A 16,440-nucleotide genomic window follows, 5' to 3' on the forward strand; every position below is an offset into this window, starting at 1 on the left:
CGGCGGGTCAGTACCGGGGAGCGCCGCGGCCGCGGAGCAGGTTCGAGGCCCGGCGCTCCCGAGCGCCCCAGCAGGCCCGGTGCCAGTGCCGGCGGTCGTCCACCCCCGCGCCGTGCATCGGCCAGGCCACCACGTGGCCCACGCCGGGCGGGATCTCCTGGTCGCAGCCCGGGCAGCGGTAGTACCGGCCGGCCGTTCCGGCGACCGTCTGCACCACCCAGTCCTCGCCCCGGTAGTTCTCGGTCCGGCGCAGCGAGCCACCGAGCGGCGCGGCCGGCTCGGCCGGGTCGCGGTCGGCGGCGCTCTTGATCCGGTTGCGTCGGGGCGACACGGCGGCTACCTCTCTACGGGGTGCGGGAACCGTTCCAGCCTACGGCCGGGCGCCACCCGGCCGGGCCACTATCACGGCATCGGAGGATGATCGGGTGTTTCCTGGGAGATCCACCCGTTTCTCCGGGAAATTGGTGCTCCGGCGTGCCATTGGCACATGACATCGGCTACTCACGAGGGGACAGGCGGGGCCCGCAGACCCTGCGCGCACCCGAGGAGGCCTCAGAATGACCAGAACCAGCGCCCGCGCCGAGACCCGCCGGCCCGTCGGGGTCCGCCCGCCGGCCGGCACGCCGCTACCGGCGATCCAGCGCGCCGGCACCGCCACCGCGGACACCGCACCGGTCCGGGTCGGCGCGTTCCTGCTCTCCGCGCAGTTCCCCGGCCAGACGCACGGGGAGGCACTGGACCGCACGGTGCGCGCCGCCGTCGCGGCCGAGCGGGCGGGACTGGACAGCGTCTGGCTGGCCGAGCACCACTTCGTCCCGTACGGGGTCTGCCCGAACGCCGCCACACTGGCCGCGCTGCTGCTCGGCCGGACCAGGCGGATCGGCGTCGGCACGGCGGTCAGCGTGCTCTCCACCGCGCACCCGGTGGCCCTCGGCGAACAGGCCGCGCTGCTCCACCTCACCTCCGGCGGACGCTTCACGCTCGGAGTGGGCCGCGGCGGCCCGTGGATCGACCTGGACGTGTTCGGCGGCGGCGTGGACGCCTTCGAGGGGGGCTTCCCGGAGCGGCTCGACCTGCTGCTGCGCTGGCTGCGCGGCTCCCGGGTGGGCGCGGCCGGGCCGCAGTTCAGCTTCCCCGAGGTGGCCGTGGTCCCCCGGGCCACCGAACCGCCCCGCCGTCCCGACCTCGGCGCCTGGCTGGGCCTCGACGACCGGACCGGGGTGCTGCGCTTCCCCCGTCAGCGCCAGGACGCCGACGGCCCCGCCGACGAGCAGCTCACCACCGCCGGGCGCCCGCCGGCCGGACCACCGGTGGTGGTCGCCTGCACCTCGCCCGACGGGGTCCGCACCGCCGCCGAACGCGGCCTGCCGATGCTGCTCGGCATGCACTCCGGCGACGACGACAAGCTGCGGATGCTGGAGCTGTATCGTTCCGCCTGGCTGGCGGCCGGACGCGGCGAGGAGCAGCTGCGCCGGGTCGGCCTCCAGCACGTCGCGGCCGGGGTGGCCCAGGTCGACGACCGCACCTCGGCGGCCCGGGCCACCCTGCTGCGCGCGATGCCCGGCTGGTTCGAGTTCGGGCTCGGCGCGCACCGCACGGTGGACGGCCGGGAGCGCAAGATGCGCGACCCGCGCCAGTACACCGAACTGCTCTGCGACCTGCACGCCGTCGGGACGCCCAGGCAGTGCGCGGACCGGCTGCTGGCCACCGCCGAACGGACCGGCATCCGCCGGTTCGCCCTGCTCGCCGAGGGCAGCGGCGACCGGGAGGCGACCTTGCACAACATCGGCCGGCTCGGCTCCGAGGTGCTGCCGCAGCTGAGCTGACCCCCGCCGGGCGATCCTTCAGCAGTCGCGGAGTTCGTCGGACTGGTTGAGCAGCTGTTCGCGGACCGAGGTGAAGCGCTCGTAGCGCCTCTTGTTGGCGGAGGACGGCCGGAACACCGCCACCCGGTGACAGTTCTGGAAGGCCAGCTGGACACCGAAGTGCCGCTCCAGGGCACCCCGGATGGCGTTGCTGGCGAGTGCCCGCAGGAGCTGGCCTCGGGCCTGCTCGCTGGGCGGCGGTACCTGGTTGTCGGCGAAGTCGGTGCCGTCGACCTCCGTCTGGGCGACCAGCGAGCTGATCAGGTCCCAGGCGTAGGGCAGGGAGACGCGGACGCAGTCGACGAACTCCCGCTCGTCGACCTCGTCCCGCTCGGCCTTCTCCAGCAGGGCCGGTGAGACGTCGAGCGACATGGGTTCTCCTCTCGCGGTCCACCCGCGCGGCGCCCGGGTGGTGATGCGTGGTCCAAGTCCAAGCTGAGGGTGAGGGTGGGGACGCGTACGTGTCCGGAACACCGTCGGACGGGTGTGACGCCGCCGGACGGCCGTGTTGCCGGCACCGCGCCGACGCGGGGGCGCCGCCGGCCCGTCGAGGGACTGGGCCGGGGGCGTCGGCCGCTCAGAACAGCGTGGCAGTCAACGACGAGCCAGGCCGGTGATTCCTGCGGATTGCTCCGGGAATGCGCCCGGGTGCACCACATTGGCCTGATCCTGTCGGATCGTTCATCTGAAGTCTCCATCCCCGTTGACAGCACTCCCGCAAGCAATCCGTCACACACCGTAGCGGCCTATGGTGGTGGCCGCCAGGGTGCCGACAGGCATTCGCGGGTTCGCAGGGCATCCATGGTGGCGGGGTTCGCGGATTCTTCACCCGGTCGTCGTGGAATCGCATCAACTGGCCCCGGTGGGCTAGCGTGGTCGACCGTGCGTCTCGTAATTGCCCGCTGCTCAGTCGACTATGCCGGTCGGCTCTCCGCCCATCTGCCCTCCGCCACCAGGCTCATCCTGGTCAAGGCCGACGGCAGCGTCAGCATCCACGCCGACGACCGCGCCTACAAGCCGCTCAACTGGATGTCCCCGCCGTGCGTCCTCAAGGAGGCCGACGGGGTCTGGACAGTGGAGAACAAGGCCGGCGAGAAGCTCATCATCACGCTGGAGGAGGTGCTGCACGACTCCTCGCACGAGCTCGGCGTGGATCCCGGCCTGATCAAGGACGGCGTGGAGGCCCACCTCCAGGAGCTGCTCGCGGACCGGATGGAGGTGCTCGGCGCCGGCTGGTCGCTGATCCGCCGCGAGTACCCGACCGCGATCGGCCCGGTGGACATCCTGTGCCGCGACGCGGACGGCACGACGATCGCCGTCGAGATCAAGCGGCGCGGCGAGATCGACGGCGTCGAGCAGCTCACCCGGTACCTGGAGCTGCTCAACCGCGACCCGCTGCTGGCACCGGTGAAGGGCGTCTTCGCCGCGCAGGAGATCAAGCCGCAGGCGCGGGTGCTGGCCACCGACCGCGGCATCGGCTGCGTGGTCCTGGACTACGACGGGCTGCGCGGCATCGACGACGACAAGCTGAAGCTGTTCTGAGCGGTCAGCTGCCGCTGGGCGACGGGGACGTCGCGGACGCCGTCGGGCTCGCCGAGTCCGGCGGCGTCGTCGTCGGCGCGGGCGTGCCGGGCTGCGTGGGCGCCGGGGTCGTCGGGGCCGTCGTGGCGGGGGGCGGACTGGTCTCGCCGGTCGGCTGACCCCCGCCGCCGGTGCTCCCGCCGGGCTGCGTCCCACCGCCGCCCGTACTGCCGCCCGTCCCGCCAGTGCCGCCGCCCGACCCGCCCGCCGTACCACCGCCCGTGCCCCCCGCCGGGGGCTGGGGCGGGTTCGGGGCCGAGGGCTGCGCGGGGGCGGCCGTGGTGCTCTCCCCCGGGCTCGGCGAGCGGCTCGGCCGCTTCGAGGCCGAGGCCGACGGCGAGCCGGAGGGGGTCCGCGAGGCCGTGGCGCCGCCGCTCGGCGCGCTCTCGTCCTCCGGGGCCTCCGAGGCCTGCGCGGTGCCCCCGTCCGAGGGCCCCTCGGCGGGCGGCACGGCCGACGAGGACGGGGCGGACGGCGAGGACGCCGAGGGCCGCGGCGAGCCGGAGCGCGGCGAGGTGCCCGCGCCGGGCAGGACGGAACCGTCGTCGCTGCTGCTGTGCGGGTCGTTGCCCTTCCCGTCCCCGGCCACGGTCATGCCGACCGCCGTACCGAGCACGCCCAGCGCCAGGACCGCCGCCGAGGCCGCGATCGCGGCGCGCCTGCTCCCGAACCCCAGCGGCACCCGGGCGACGGCCCGCAGCCCGGGGCGGCGGACCGGCGCCGCCTTGGCCGGCGCGGCCGGCGGCAGCTGCCGTCCCTCGGCGCGCAGCAGGTCGAGCATCCGGCGCGCCCCGGCCGTCCCGCGCGGCTCGCCGAGCGCGCCGCGCAGTGCCAGCGCGGCCTCCAACTCGGCTCCGGCCCGGCCGGGTTCGTGCGCGCACACGGCGTACACGCCCAACTCGTGGTGGAACCAGGCCTCGTCGGCCCGGGCACCGGTCCGCCGGGCGGCCTCCAGGCCGAGCCGCAGGGCGCGCTCCCAGGCGCCCCAGCGCAGCGCCAGGGCCAGCGCGGGGGCCGCCGCCCGGGCCAGCCGCAGCACCGCGTCGTGCCGTCCGGCGGCCCGGTCGGCGAGCAGCACGCCGATCACCACCTCGGCCTCGGCGGCGATCTGCGGCAGCGAGACCGAGGAGTGGCCGACCCACCAGGCGAAGTGCTGGGCGGCGCCGTCCGTGATGCCGCGGGCCGGCCAGTGCGGGACGAGCAGTTCCAGCGCCCCGGCGGTGAGCCGGTGGTGGCCGCCGATCGAGACGGCGAGCCCGGCGTCGGTGAGTTCGGCGAGCGCGCTCTCGCCCTGGCCGACGTCGATCAGCGCGGGCAGGTGCGGGGCGGTGGGGCACTCGCCGCCGAGTGCCACGGCCAGCCGCAGCACGGTCTGCGCGGTCTCGCTCAGCCCCTCGGCGAGCCGGACGGCGGGCAGGGTGGACTCGGCGACCGAGGGCAGCGGCACGGTGTCGCGCCACGCCGCCTCGCGGACCGCCGGGTCGGGGTGGCGGGCGGGCTCCTCGACCGCGCCGAAGACGTCCATCCGGTCCTCCTCCGCGGCGACCAGCGCGTCCACCGCGACGTCGCGCTGGCGCAGCAGCGCGGCGGCCTGGACGAAGCGCAGCGGCAGGCCCTCGGACTCGAACCAGAGGTCCACCGCCCAGGCCTTCTCGGCGGCGTCCAGGGGCCGCCCGGCCAGCCGGGCGGCGAGCGCCAGGCAGGCGGGCCGGGAGAGGCCGGCGACCAGGTGGTCCTGGAGCCGGGAGTCCGCCGGGAGCAGCGGGCCGTCGGGGGCGCCGGAGATCAGGAAGGCGCAGTCGGGGGCGGCGCCGAGCATCGCCTCCAGTTCGGCGCCGACCGGCGCGACCTCGTCGATGACGACGATCGCGCCGACCCGGGCGAGGTGGTCGACGAGCTGACCGGGATCGGGCCGGTAGCCGGGGGCGTGGTGGGTGGCCGCGAAGAGGTCCTGGAGCAGGTCGGCGGCGGTGCGGCGGTGGCCGCAGAGCCGGACCACGCCGCCGGGCGCGAGGCCGCCGGCCGCCTCGGCGACGGCGGACAGCAGGGCGCTGCGGCCGGAGCCGGCCTGGCCGACCAGGCGTATGGACCGGCCTTCGGCGAGCAGTTCGAGCAGTTGGGCGATGTCGGCCTCGCGGTCGAACAGCGGCAGGTCGGCGGGCCCGGCGCCGAGGGCGAGCGGGCCGACCTGGCGGCCGGCGTCGCCGGCCGGGCCGCGGGCGGGCGCGCCGGGGTCGGTACGGCGGGGCCGGGGGCGCCACTCCTCGGGGCAGGGCCGCACCTCGGAGCCCTCGGGGCCGCCGACGGTCACCAGCAGTCCCCCGGAGACCAGTTCACCGCTCCGGGTGCGCACGGACTCCTGCCGGAAGTCACCGGTTGGCTGTGCCACGTTCTGCTCCGCCCCACGCTCGCGCCGTCAACCCGTACCGGCCGCCGCCCCGGCAAGGCCGGGCCGTGCGGGCCGTGTCCTGACGCCAGACTCTCGCACATCCGCCCCCGCCCGCGCAGCGTCCTCCCGCCACCGTGGTGCGGCGGTTCGGGGCCCGCGGGGGTGCGGGCGGGGTCCGTCGGGCCCCGGGAGGGGCAGGAGCGGGCCGGAGGGGTCAGAGGGCGGGAAGGGTGGCGCCTCGGGGGTCGGCGGTGGCGCCCTCGACGGCGAGGATGCGGTGCAGCCGGGTGGCCACCAGCAGGCGCTGGAGCTGGGCGGGGACGGAGCGCAGCACCAGGCGGCGGCCGATCCGGCCGGCCCGGCGGTGGGTGCCCATGATCACGCCCAGGCCGGTGGCGTCCCAGAACTCCAGCCGGGCGAGGTCGAGGACGAGGTCGCCGAGCCCGCCGTCGACGGCTTGGTGCAGCAGGGCCCGCGCGTCGGCGGCGGTGCGCACGTCGAGGCGGCCTTCGATGGCCAGCGCCGCGTGGTCGCCGGTGATGCGCATGCTCTCCTCCTCCGCGGGGCGGGCCTGGGGTACGGGTGTGTGCGGGTGTACGGGCGGGTGGTGTGCGGGTGTCGGCGGGTGCGGGTGTCGCCGGTCTCGGGCCGGAGGAGGGGCGGTGGCGAACCGGGCGCCGGGCGGGCCCCGCGGCCCCACGCGCCGGCCCCGGCCGGAATGCCGGGTTCCCCGTCATCCATCTGACGGCGAGCCGGCCCCCTGGGTTGCTGGTTGTGGCCGGATCTGAAGCAACTTCACTCTTCCGAGGGAATATACGCAGGAACTCTCCACACCTACGCTCGATTACCGCCCAAATCACCCGTCTGCGGCACCGGCGTGAGGAAACTCACCCGCCCCTGGCAGGGCGGGCCGGGTGGCCCGTCCTGCCCGGCTGCTCGGCTGCTCAGCCGCGCGGGGTCACTTGCCCGGGTGCGGGTAGAAGCCGCGGCCGCTCTTGCGGCCGAGGTCACCGGCGGTGACCATGCGCGCCATGATCTCCGGGGCGGCGAACTTCTCGTCCTGGGTCTCGTTGTAGATGTTCCGCGCGGCGTGCAGCAGGATGTCCACGCCGGTCAGGTCGGCGGTCTCCAGCGGTCCCATCGGGTGGCCGAAGCCGAGGCGGCAGGCGGTGTCGATGTCCTCGGCGGTGGCGACGCCCGACTCGTAGAGCTTGGCGGCCTCGACGACCAGCGCGGTGATCAGGCGGGTGGTGACGAAGCCGGCCACGTCGCGGTTGACCACCACGACCTCCTTGCCGACGCCCTCGGCGAAGGCCCGGGCGGCGGCCAGCGTCTCGTCGCTGGTCTTGTAGCCGCGGACCAGCTCGACCAGCTTCATCAGCGGCACCGGCGAGAAGAAGTGCACGCCGACGACCGACTCGGGGCGCGAGGTGGCGGCGGCGATCCGGGTGATCGGGATGGCGGAGGTGTTGGAGGCGAGCACCGCGCCGTCCTTGGCGAGCTTGTCGAGCTCCTTGAAGACGCCCTCCTTGACGTCCAGCTGCTCGAAGACGGCCTCGACCACGATGTCGGCCTCGGCGACCGCGCCCAGGTCGGTGGTGGTGGTGATCCGGCCGAGCGCCGCCTCGGCGTCCTCGGCGGTGAGCCTGCCCTTGGAGACGAACTTGTCGTAGGAGGCGCGGATGCCGTCGAGGCCGCGCCGCAGCGCCTCCTCGGTCACGTCGCGCAGGACCACGGGGTGCCCGGCCTGGGCGGAGACCTGGGCGATGCCGGCGCCCATCAGGCCGGCACCGATCACGGCGATCTGCTTGCTGGACGCACTGCTCATGGCTGGGTCTCCCGATGCCGTCGCCGCCCGGATGGGCGGGCCCTGAAGGCGGCTCAAGGCAGGGGTCACCCGCCGAGCCGCATCGCTCATGGGCCGGACTTTAGTCCCCGGACGCCGCCCGTGGTGCCATCCGGAGGTGTGATCTGCGACCGACCTGATCACCTGAGCAAATCGGTCGATCAGATCATCAGACCGAGATCCTGGGCGAGGATCGCCGCCTGCACCCGGCTGCGCAGCCGCAGCTTCGCCAGGATCCGGCTGACGTGCGTCTTGGTGGTCGCCTCCGCCATCGCCAGCCGCGCGGCGATCTCACCGTTCGACAGGCCGGCGCCGATGCAGGCCAGCACCTCCCGCTCGCGCGGCGTCAGCCCGTCCACCGCCGCCCGCACCTCGGGGCCCACCGTCCGGTCCGGGCGGGCGAAGGTGCCGATCAGCCGCCGGGTCACCGAGGGCGCCAGCATGCCGTCCCCGCGCGCCACCGTGCGGATGCCCTCGACCAGGGCGTCCGCCTCCAGGTCCTTCAGCAGGAAGCCCGCCGCCCCGGCCCGCAGCGCGCCGTAGACGTACTCGTCCAGGTCGAAGGTGGTCAGCACCAGGACCTGCGCCGCCCCGGCCGCCACCACCTGGCGGGTCGCCGAGACGCCGTCCAGCCGCGGCATCTGCACGTCCATCAGGACGACGTCCGGCCGCAGCTCCAGCGCCAGCCGGACGGCCTCCTCGCCGTCCGCCGCCTGCCCGACCACCTCCAGGTCGGGCTCCGCCCGCAGGATCATCACCAGCGCCGCCCGGACCGCCGCCTGGTCCTCCGCGACCAGCACCCGGATCGTCATGCCCGTCCCGTTCCTTCCTCCGTCGACAGCGTCCGCGGCAGCATCGCGCGCACGCTCCACCTGCCGTCCCGCGGCCCCGCCTCGAAGCTGCCGCCCAGCAGCGAGGCCCGCTCCGCCATGCCGACCAGTCCGGCCCGCGCACCCGGCAGCGCCTGCCCCGCCCCCACCCGGAACGGGCTGTCCACGGCGATCCGCAGCTCCTCGGGCCGGAAGTCCAGCACCACCCGCACCTCCCCCGGGCCGGCGTGCTTGAGCGCGTTGGTCAGCGACTCCTGCACGATCCGGTACGCGGCCAGTTCCACCGGCACCGGCAGCGCGCCCCGTTCACCGCGCTCGGCCAGCTCGAAGCCCAGCCCGACGTCCCGCCCGGCCGCCCGCGCCTTGGCGAGCAGCGCGTCCACCGCCGCCAGGTCCGGCGCGGCGTACGACGCGTCGGCCTCGCCGCCGCCGCTGTCGCGCAGCAGCCCGATGATGCGTCGCATTTCGGCCAATCCCTGGACGCTGTTCTCCCGGATCACCCCGAGCACCTCCACCACCGGGTCGTCCGCGGGCCGGCGCTGACGGCGCGCCATCGACTGCGCACCGGTCGCGTGGATCGCGATCGCCGACAGGTGGTTGGCCACCACGTCGTGCAACTCGCGGGCCATCCGGGCCCGTTCGGCGACGACCGCCTCGCGCCGGTCCATCTCCGAGAGCAGCGCGGTCTGCTCCGCCCGCAGCCGCTGGGTCTCCGCCTCCTGCCGGTGCTTGCGCACGATGTCGGCGGTCCACAGCGGGCCGAGGAAGACCAGGGTGGTGACCACCGCCACCGTGACCGCCGTGCCCGGCTCGCTGTAGACGAAGGTCAGGGTGGTCAGCACCAGCACCGAGGTGGTGCCGCTGAGGTGGAGGATCGGCGACATCCGGCGGGGGCCGTACACCACCGCCGCGTAGAGCAGGTCGGTGTACATGATGGTGGTCGCCAGCAGGGCACCGGAGAAGATGCTCCCGGTGAAGACCAGTCCGCCGAGGACCGCGATCAGGATCGGTCTGGTCCGCCGCAACAGCTCCAGGCCCGCCATCGCGAACAGGGCGGGCAGCACCTGCCAGCGCGGAATGGCCGAGGAGTGGTCGTACACCTGGAAGGCGATCAGCAGCAGCCCGCCGAGCAGGCCGGCGAGCGCGATGCCCGCGTCGACCTGCCGTGGGGTGGGTGTCGGTCTGCGCACGCCCCCATCAGATCATCCCGGCCCGCCGCCCGGCTCGGGTGCCGGGAGGAGTCCGGGTACATCGAAAGGTGCACCCCGGACCCGTCCCCGGCGACGACGCGCGCGCGAGGGTGCTCCGGGAGTCTGGAGGCATCACCGAGCGCCGGAGCAGACCATGATCGTCACACTCATCCTCTCCGCCGAGGTCGCCTTCTGGGTGGTCCTCGCCCTGGGCCTGGCCACCCGCTACCTGCTGCGGTGGCGCGCGGTCAGCACCGTCCTGCTGGTCGGGCTGCCCGTGATCGACCTCGTGCTCTTCCTCCTCACCCTGTTCGACCTGCGCGGCGGCGCCACCGCCTCCTGGACACACGCGCTCGCCGCGAGCTACCTGGGCTTCTCGATCGGCTACGGCCCGTCCGTGGTCCGCTGGGCCGACGCCCGCTTCCTGCACCGCTTCGCCGGCGGGCCGAAGCCGCTGCCGGCGCCCAAGTACGGCGCCGGGCGGAGCCGCTACGAATGGCAGATCTGCCTGCGCACCCTGGTCTCCGCGGCGATCACGATCACCCTGATCACCGCGCTGAAGCTGCTCACGGACGCCCCCGGGAGCGAGGTGTTCGACCAGTGGTACTGGAAGCTGGGCATCGCCGCGGTGGTGAACACGGCGATCGCCGTCAGCTACACGCTCTGGCCCAAGCAGCCCCCGGCCGGCGCGATCGTCGAGGACGGCCGGATCACCGGCTGGAAGATCCCCGAGCGGTCGGACCGCTGAGCGGCCGGACCGCCGAGCCGCCGAGCCGCTGGAATGCCAGGGCTCAGCGGTTCTCCCCCGGCACCCAGAGCACGTCGCCGCGCTCCTTGTTGGCCGAGCGGGCCAGGATGAACAGCAGGTCGGACAGCCGGTTGAGGTACTTGGCGGTCAGCGGGTTGACGGTGTCCCCGTGCGTGTCGATCGCCGCCCAGGTCGCCCGCTCGGCCCGGCGCACCACGGTGCAGGCCAGGTGCAGGTACGCGGCGCCCGGGGTGCCGCCGGGGAGGATGAAGCTGCGGAGCTTCTCCAGCGTCTCCAGGTAGTGGTCGCAGTCCGTCTCCAGCCTGTCGACGTAGGACTGCAGGACCCGCAGCGGCGGGGCCACCCTGGAATGGGACGAGGGCGGGTTCTCGGCCACCGGCGTGGCCAGGTCGGCGCCGACGTCGAAGAGGTCGTTCTGCACCCGGGTCAGCACGGTGACGACGTCCTCGGGCAGTGCGCCGGCCGCGATCGCCACGCCGATCGCGGCGTTGGCCTCGTTGGTGTCCGCGTACGCGACCAGCCGCGGGTCGGTCTTGGTCGTGCGGCTCATGTCGCCCAGCGCGGTGGTGCCGTCGTCGCCGGTGCGGGTGTAGATGCGCGTCAGATTGACCATGCGGCCAGCCTAGCCGGGCGGGTCGCCCCCCGTTGCCCCGGTCAGGCGACGTTGACCCTCTGCCCGGGCGGGGCCGCCTCCAGCCAGGCGAGGAAGCCGGTGAGCGCGTCCTCGCTCATCGCCAGCTCCAGCGGGGCGCCGTTGTGCAGGCAGCGCAGCACCACCGAACCGGAGAGCAGGGCCAGCTCCTCCTGCCCCTCCGGGTAGCGCCGGCCGAGCACCTCGATCTCCCGGCGCGGCAGCACCTTGCGCGGACGCGGGGCGTACGAGAACACCCGGAACCACTCGATGGAGTCCCCGCTGTACCGGCCGATACCAAAAACCCACCCCTTGCCGTCGGTCTGCGGGACCGGGGCCGGGGTGGGTTGGCCGTTCTCGTCGAGGTCGGGCTGCGTCGAGGCGTCGGCCGGCATTTTGAGCCGGTAGCTGCAGTCGAACGTGCCACCGACCCGCTGGATCACACGGCGGCGTACCGCGAACGCGACCAGCCCGATCACACCGAGCGCCACGACCGCCGCACACACCACAAGGGCGAGGACCATGCTCACCTACCTCCTCGCTACCCGCGTTCCCCGTGTCGGTCGTCCCGGCGACCGCGTACCTACCAACTGAGACGACAGTCCCGGGGTCACGCTCACGCGTCCCCGGGACCGTCGGTCGACCCCGCTCGGGCGGGGTCCGGCACACTCAGGCGTGGGCCTTGTGGCCGCGCGCCGCGAACAGCCGGACCTCGGCGCGCCGCTCGGCGTGCGCGTCCAGGTCGGACTTGGCCTTGTCCAGTGCGCGCTCGGCGCGCGCGACGTCGATCTCGTCCGCCAGCTCGGCGATCTCCGCGAGCAGAGACAGCTTGTTGTCGGCGAAGGAGATGAAGCCGCCGTGCACCGCGGCGATCACGGTGTTGCCGTCCGTGGTGCGGATGGTGACCGGACCGGTCTCCAGCACGCTCAGCACCGGGGTGTGACCCGGCATGATGCCGGTGTCACCGGAGGCCGTACGGGCGACGACGATGGTGGCCGCACCGGACCACACCTTGCGGTCGGCTGCGACCAGCTCGACGTGCAGCTCAGCCAACGTGGGCTCCTAGGCTCATGCAACGCCCGATTACTCGGGAGTTTCGGTAAGAATAACGGGCCCGCGCCCCCGGCATGAAACCGGCGGCACGGATTTGACCGGAATCACAGCCGATGCGACGCGAGGGGTGGGTCCCAGGGTTGGGGCCCACCCCTCACGATCACGCTCGGCTGCTACCGGCCGGACTACTTCTTGGCCAGCTCGGCGGCGTTCTTCTCGAGGTCCTCGATGCCACCGCACATGAAGAAGGCCTGCTCCGGGACGGAGTCGTACTTGCCGTCCGCGATCGCGTTGAAGGCCTCGATGGTCTCCGACAGCGGCACGGTCGAACCCTCGACACCGGTGAACTGCTTCGCCACGTAGGTGTTCTGCGAGAGGAAGCGCTCGATGCGGCGGGCACGGTGGACCGTGACCTTGTCCTCCTCGGACAGCTCGTCGATACCGAGGATCGCGATGATGTCCTGGAGGTCCTTGTACTTCTGCAGGATCCCCTTGATACGGATGGCCGTGTCGTAGTGGGTCTGCGCGATGTACCGCGGGTCGAGGATGCGGGACGTGGAGTCCAGCGGGTCGACGGCCGGGTAGATGCCCTTCTCCGAGATCGGACGCGACAGAACGGTGGTCGCGTCCAGGTGGGCGAAGGTGGTGGCCGGCGCCGGGTCGGTCAGGTCGTCCGCGGGGACGTAGATCGCCTGCATCGAGGTGATCGAGTGACCGCGGGTCGAGGTGATGCGCTCCTGCAGGAGGCCCATCTCGTCGGCCAGGTTCGGCTGGTAACCCACCGCGGAGGGCATACGGCCGAGCAGGGTCGACACCTCGGAACCGGCCTGGGTGAACCGGAAGATGTTGTCGATGAAGAGGAGCACGTCCTGCTTCTCGACGTCACGGAAGTACTCCGCCATGGTCAGCGCGGAGAGCGCGACGCGCAGACGGGTGCCCGGCGGCTCGTCCATCTGGCCGAAGACCAGCGCGGTCTTGTCCAGAACGCCCGAGTCGACCATCTCGTCGATGAGGTCGTTGCCCTCACGGGTGCGCTCGCCGACGCCGGCGAACACCGACACACCACCGAAGTTCTCGGCGACGCGGTAGATCATCTCCTGGATCAGAACGGTCTTGCCGACACCGGCACCACCGAACAGACCGATCTTGCCACCGGTGACGTACGGGGTGAGCAGGTCGATGACCTTGATGCCCGTCTCGAACATCTCGGTCTTGGACTCGAGGTCCTTGAACTCCGGGGCCTTGCGGTGGATCGGCCAGCGGACCTGGACCTGCGACTCGAACTCGTCCTTGTCGACGTTCAGCACGTCGCCGAGGGCGTTGAAGACCTTGCCCTTGGTGATCTGGCCGACCGGCACCGAGATGGCGGCACCGGTGTCGGTGACCTGCGAACCGCGGACCAGGCCGTCGGTCGGCTGCATCGAGATGCCGCGGACCATGCCGTCGCCGAGGTGCTGGGCGACCTCGAGGGTCAGGGTCTTCTTGCCCGAGCCGTCGGGGTTGTCCACCTCGACGTGCAGGGCGTTGAACATGTCCGGGATCGCGTCGACGGGGAACTCCACGTCGACGACCGGGCCGATGACCCGCGCGACGCGGCCCGTCGCCGTGGTCGGCTCAACAGTGGTGGTCATACTCATTCGCTCCCCGCGCTAGCGTCGGCCAGGGCGTTCGCGCCACCGACGATCTCGCTGATTTCCTGGGTGATCTCGGCCTGACGGGCCGAGTTGGCAAGCCGCGTGAGCGACTTGATGAGCTCGCCGGCGTTGTCCGTCGCGCTCTTCATGGCGCGGCGGCGGGCGGCGTGCTCGGAGGCGGCCGACTGCAGCAGCGCGTTGTAGATCCGGCTCTCGACGTAGCGCGGCAGGAGCGCGTCCAGGACGCCCTCCGCCGACGGCTCGAAGTCGTACAGCGGGAAGATCTCCGCCTTGGCCGACGTCTGGTCGCTGAGCTGGACCTCGTCCAGCTTCAGCGGCAGCAGCCGGGCCTCGACCGCGTTCTGCGTCAGCATGGACACGAACTCGGTCGAGATCAGGTGCAGCTCGTCCACACCGCCGGTCTCCGCCGTGAAGGCCTCGATCAGCTCGGCCGCCACCGTCTTCGCGTCCCCGTAGGTCGGCTTGTCGGAGAAGCCCGTCCACGAGTCCGCGACCTTGAGGTTGCGGAAGCCGTAGTACGAGACGCCCTTGCGGCCGACGATGTACGTCACCACGTCCTTGCCCTCGGCGCGCAGGCGCTCGGTGAGCGTCAGCGCGGCCTTGATGGCGTTGGTCGAGTAGCCGCCCGCCAGACCGCGGTCCGCCGTGACCAGCAGGACCGCGGCGCGCGAGGCGCTCGGGTTCTCGGTGGTGAGCGGGTGCTTGGCGTTGGACCGGGTGGCCACCGCCGTCACCGCCCGGGTGAGCTCATCGGCGTACGGAGTGGAGGCGGCCACCGCGCGCTGCGCCTTGACGATGCGCGACGCGGAGATCATCTCCATCGCCTTGGTGATCTTCTTCGTCGCGGTGACAGAGCGGATCCGGCGCTTGTAGACCCGAAGCTGTGCTCCCATGGGTCGTTACGTCCTTTCCCTCGCTACCGGACTCAGGCCTGCTCGGAGAGCAGCTTGCCGTCAGCGGTCTGGTAACCCGCCTTGAAGGACTCGATGGCCTTCGTCAGCGCGTCGACGGTGCCGTCGGCCAGCAGGCCGGTCTCGACGATGCCGGCGAGCAGGTCCTTGTGCTGCAGGCGGACGTAGTCCAGGAACTCGCGCTCGAAGCGGCGGATCTCGGCGACCGGGACGTCGTCCAGCTTGCCGTTGGTGCCGGCCCAGATGGAGACGACCTGCTCCTCGACCGGGAACGGCTGGTACTGGCCCTGCTTCAGCAGCTCGACCATGCGCGCACCGCGCTCCAGCTGGGCCTTGGAGGCCGCGTCCAGGTCGGAACCGAAGGCGGCGAAGGCCTCGAGCTCACGGTACTGGGCGAGGTCCAGACGCAGACGGCCGGCGACCGAGCGCATGGCCTTGATCTGGGCGGAGCCACCGACGCGGGAGACCGAGATACCGACGTTCACGGCCGGGCGGATGCCGGCGTTGAACAGGTCGGACTCCAGGAAGCACTGGCCGTCGGTGATGGAGATGACGTTGGTCGGGATGTACGCCGAGACGTCGTTGGCCTTGGTCTCGATGATCGGCAGACCGGTCATCGAGCCGCCGCCCAGGGCGTCGTTCAGCTTGGCGCAGCGCTCCAGCAGGCGGGAGTGCAGGTAGAAGACGTCACCCGGGTAGGCCTCGCGGCCCGGCGGGCGGCGCAGCAGCAGGGAGACGGAGCGGTAGGCCTCGGCCTGCTTCGACAGGTCGTCGAAGATGATCAGGACGTGCTTGCCGTCGTACATCCACTCCTGGCCGATGGCCGAGCCGGTGTACGGGGCGAGGTACTTGAAGCCGGCCGGGTCGGAGGCGGGAGCGGCCACGATGGTGGTGTACTCCAGCGCGCCGGCCTCCTCCAGGGCGCCGCGCACGGACGCGATGGTGGAGCCCTTCTGGCCCACGGCGACGTAGATGCAGCGGACCTGCTTCTCCGGGTCGCCCGAGCGCCAGTTGTCGCGCTGGTTGATGATCGTGTCGACGGCCACCGCGGTCTTGCCGGTCTGGCGGTCACCGATGATCAGCTGGCGCTGGCCGCGGCCGATCGGGGTCATCGCGTCGATGGCCTTGATGCCGGTCTGCAGCGGCTGCTTGACCGACTTGCGGGCCATGACGCCCGGAGCCTGGAGCTCCAGGGCGCGGCGGCCGGTCGCGGCGATGTCGCCCAGGCCGTCGATCGGGTTGCCCAGCGGGTCCACGACGCGGCCGAGGTAGCCGTCGCCGACCGGAACGGAGAGGACCTCGCCGGTGCGGCGCACCGTCTGGCCCTCCTCGATGCCGCCGAACTCACCGAGGACGACGACACCGATCTCGCGGGTGTCGAGGTTCAGCGCGAGGCCGAGCGTGCCGTCCTCGAACTTCAGCAGCTCGTTCGCCATGACCGAGGGCAGGCCCTCGACATGGGCGATACCGTCCGCCGCGTCAGTGACCGTGCCGACCTCTTCCACAGAGGCGGCGTCCGGCTGGTACGACTGGACAAAGTCGGCCAGCGCGTCCCGGATCTCCTCCGGACGGATCGTAAGCTCCGCCATCAGGCTTCCCTGCTCTCCTAGTTTGCGATCCTCGGCCCGCCATTGAGGGCCGCAAGTACTCGACTCTCGGCCGGGTCGTATGAACCGGCCGTACGATTTCCCGACTCCGGTGGAGCCGGTTCCCGACCGAG

At 72.7% G+C, this 16,440-nt stretch carries 16 protein-coding genes; 3 read left to right on the forward strand and 13 right to left on the reverse strand.

Annotated features, from left to right (window positions below):
- Positions 1-7: 7 nt before the first annotated feature.
- On the reverse strand, positions 8-331 hold the full coding sequence (locus tag ABT093_RS10545; RefSeq protein WP_350562565.1) for an Rv1322 family protein: 324 nt from the start codon (positions 329-331) through the stop codon (positions 8-10).
- 226 nt (positions 332-557) lie between these two features.
- Here ABT093_RS10545 and ABT093_RS10550 point away from each other — a divergent pair, with 226 nt between their 5' ends.
- The gene (locus tag ABT093_RS10550; RefSeq protein ID WP_350562567.1) at positions 558-1,826 is read left to right on the forward strand and encodes an LLM class flavin-dependent oxidoreductase; all 1,269 of its coding nucleotides are present in this window, start codon (positions 558-560) and stop codon (positions 1,824-1,826) included.
- 18 nt (positions 1,827-1,844) lie between these two features.
- Here ABT093_RS10550 and ABT093_RS10555 read toward each other — a convergent pair whose 3' ends face one another.
- A complete protein-coding gene (locus ABT093_RS10555; protein WP_350562569.1) occupies positions 1,845-2,237 on the reverse strand; it encodes an SCO5389 family protein in 393 nt (130 codons plus the stop codon).
- Between the two features lie 510 nt (positions 2,238-2,747).
- Between ABT093_RS10555 and nucS the strand changes: the two genes are divergently transcribed.
- Positions 2,748-3,407, forward strand: coding sequence for an endonuclease NucS (nucS, locus tag ABT093_RS10560; protein WP_350562571.1), 660 nt, complete (start codon positions 2,748-2,750; stop codon positions 3,405-3,407).
- 4 nt (positions 3,408-3,411) lie between these two features.
- Here the strand turns inward: nucS and ABT093_RS10565 are convergent, their stop codons facing one another.
- The 5 genes from ABT093_RS10565 to ABT093_RS10585 all read right to left on the reverse strand — a co-directional run bounded on the left by ABT093_RS10565 (position 3,412) and on the right by ABT093_RS10585 (position 9,701).
- A complete protein-coding gene (locus ABT093_RS10565; protein ID WP_350562573.1) occupies positions 3,412-5,835 on the reverse strand; it encodes an ATP-binding protein in 2,424 nt (807 codons plus the stop codon).
- Between the two features lie 214 nt (positions 5,836-6,049).
- Positions 6,050-6,382 carry an STAS domain-containing protein gene (locus tag ABT093_RS10570; RefSeq protein WP_350562575.1) on the reverse strand — a complete coding sequence of 111 codons (333 nt, stop codon included), beginning with the start codon at positions 6,380-6,382 and terminating at the stop codon, positions 6,050-6,052.
- A 411-nt stretch (positions 6,383-6,793) separates the two neighbouring features.
- Positions 6,794-7,663 (reverse strand): 3-hydroxyacyl-CoA dehydrogenase family protein, encoded by an 870-nt coding sequence (locus ABT093_RS10575; protein WP_350562577.1) that lies wholly within the window; start codon positions 7,661-7,663, stop codon positions 6,794-6,796.
- A 179-nt stretch (positions 7,664-7,842) separates the two neighbouring features.
- On the reverse strand, positions 7,843-8,493 hold the full coding sequence (locus ABT093_RS10580) for a response regulator (RefSeq protein ID WP_350562579.1): 651 nt from the start codon (positions 8,491-8,493) through the stop codon (positions 7,843-7,845).
- On the reverse strand, positions 8,490-9,701 hold the full coding sequence (locus ABT093_RS10585) for a sensor histidine kinase (RefSeq protein WP_350562581.1): 1,212 nt from the start codon (positions 9,699-9,701) through the stop codon (positions 8,490-8,492). Before ABT093_RS10585 ends, ABT093_RS10580 begins: the two co-directional genes overlap by 4 nt.
- Before the next feature lie 154 nt (positions 9,702-9,855).
- On the opposite strand from ABT093_RS10585, the gene ABT093_RS10590 reads away from it, so the two are divergent.
- A complete protein-coding gene (locus tag ABT093_RS10590; protein ID WP_350562583.1) occupies positions 9,856-10,449 on the forward strand; it encodes a hypothetical protein in 594 nt (197 codons plus the stop codon).
- Positions 10,450-10,492: 43 nt separating this feature from the next.
- On the opposite strand, the gene ABT093_RS10595 is transcribed toward ABT093_RS10590, so the two are convergent.
- The 6 genes from ABT093_RS10595 to atpA form a co-directional block, all read right to left on the reverse strand.
- Positions 10,493-11,083, reverse strand: a complete 591-nt coding sequence (locus tag ABT093_RS10595; RefSeq protein ID WP_350562585.1) for a cob(I)yrinic acid a,c-diamide adenosyltransferase — start codon at positions 11,081-11,083, stop codon at positions 10,493-10,495.
- Positions 11,084-11,124: 41 nt separating this feature from the next.
- Positions 11,125-11,625, reverse strand: a complete 501-nt coding sequence (locus tag ABT093_RS10600) for a DUF2550 domain-containing protein (RefSeq protein ID WP_344324216.1) — start codon at positions 11,623-11,625, stop codon at positions 11,125-11,127.
- Between the two features lie 145 nt (positions 11,626-11,770).
- Entirely contained in the window at positions 11,771-12,154 is a 384-nt protein-coding gene (locus ABT093_RS10605) for a F0F1 ATP synthase subunit epsilon (protein WP_350562587.1), read from the reverse strand.
- A 185-nt stretch (positions 12,155-12,339) separates the two neighbouring features.
- Entirely contained in the window at positions 12,340-13,785 is a 1,446-nt protein-coding gene (gene atpD / locus ABT093_RS10610; protein ID WP_350562589.1) for a F0F1 ATP synthase subunit beta, read from the reverse strand.
- Positions 13,786-13,787: 2 nt separating this feature from the next.
- Positions 13,788-14,702: a F0F1 ATP synthase subunit gamma gene (locus ABT093_RS10615; protein ID WP_350562591.1), complete on the reverse strand. Its 915-nt coding sequence runs from the start codon at positions 14,700-14,702 to the stop codon at positions 13,788-13,790.
- Positions 14,703-14,734: 32 nt separating this feature from the next.
- Positions 14,735-16,309 (reverse strand): F0F1 ATP synthase subunit alpha, encoded by a 1,575-nt coding sequence (atpA, locus tag ABT093_RS10620; RefSeq protein WP_350562593.1) that lies wholly within the window; start codon positions 16,307-16,309, stop codon positions 14,735-14,737.
- Between the last annotated feature and the right edge of the window lie 131 nt (positions 16,310-16,440).

The sequence above is a fragment of the Kitasatospora sp. NPDC002551 genome (assembly GCF_040296005.1).
Lineage (GTDB): Bacteria > Actinomycetota > Actinomycetes > Streptomycetales > Streptomycetaceae > Kitasatospora.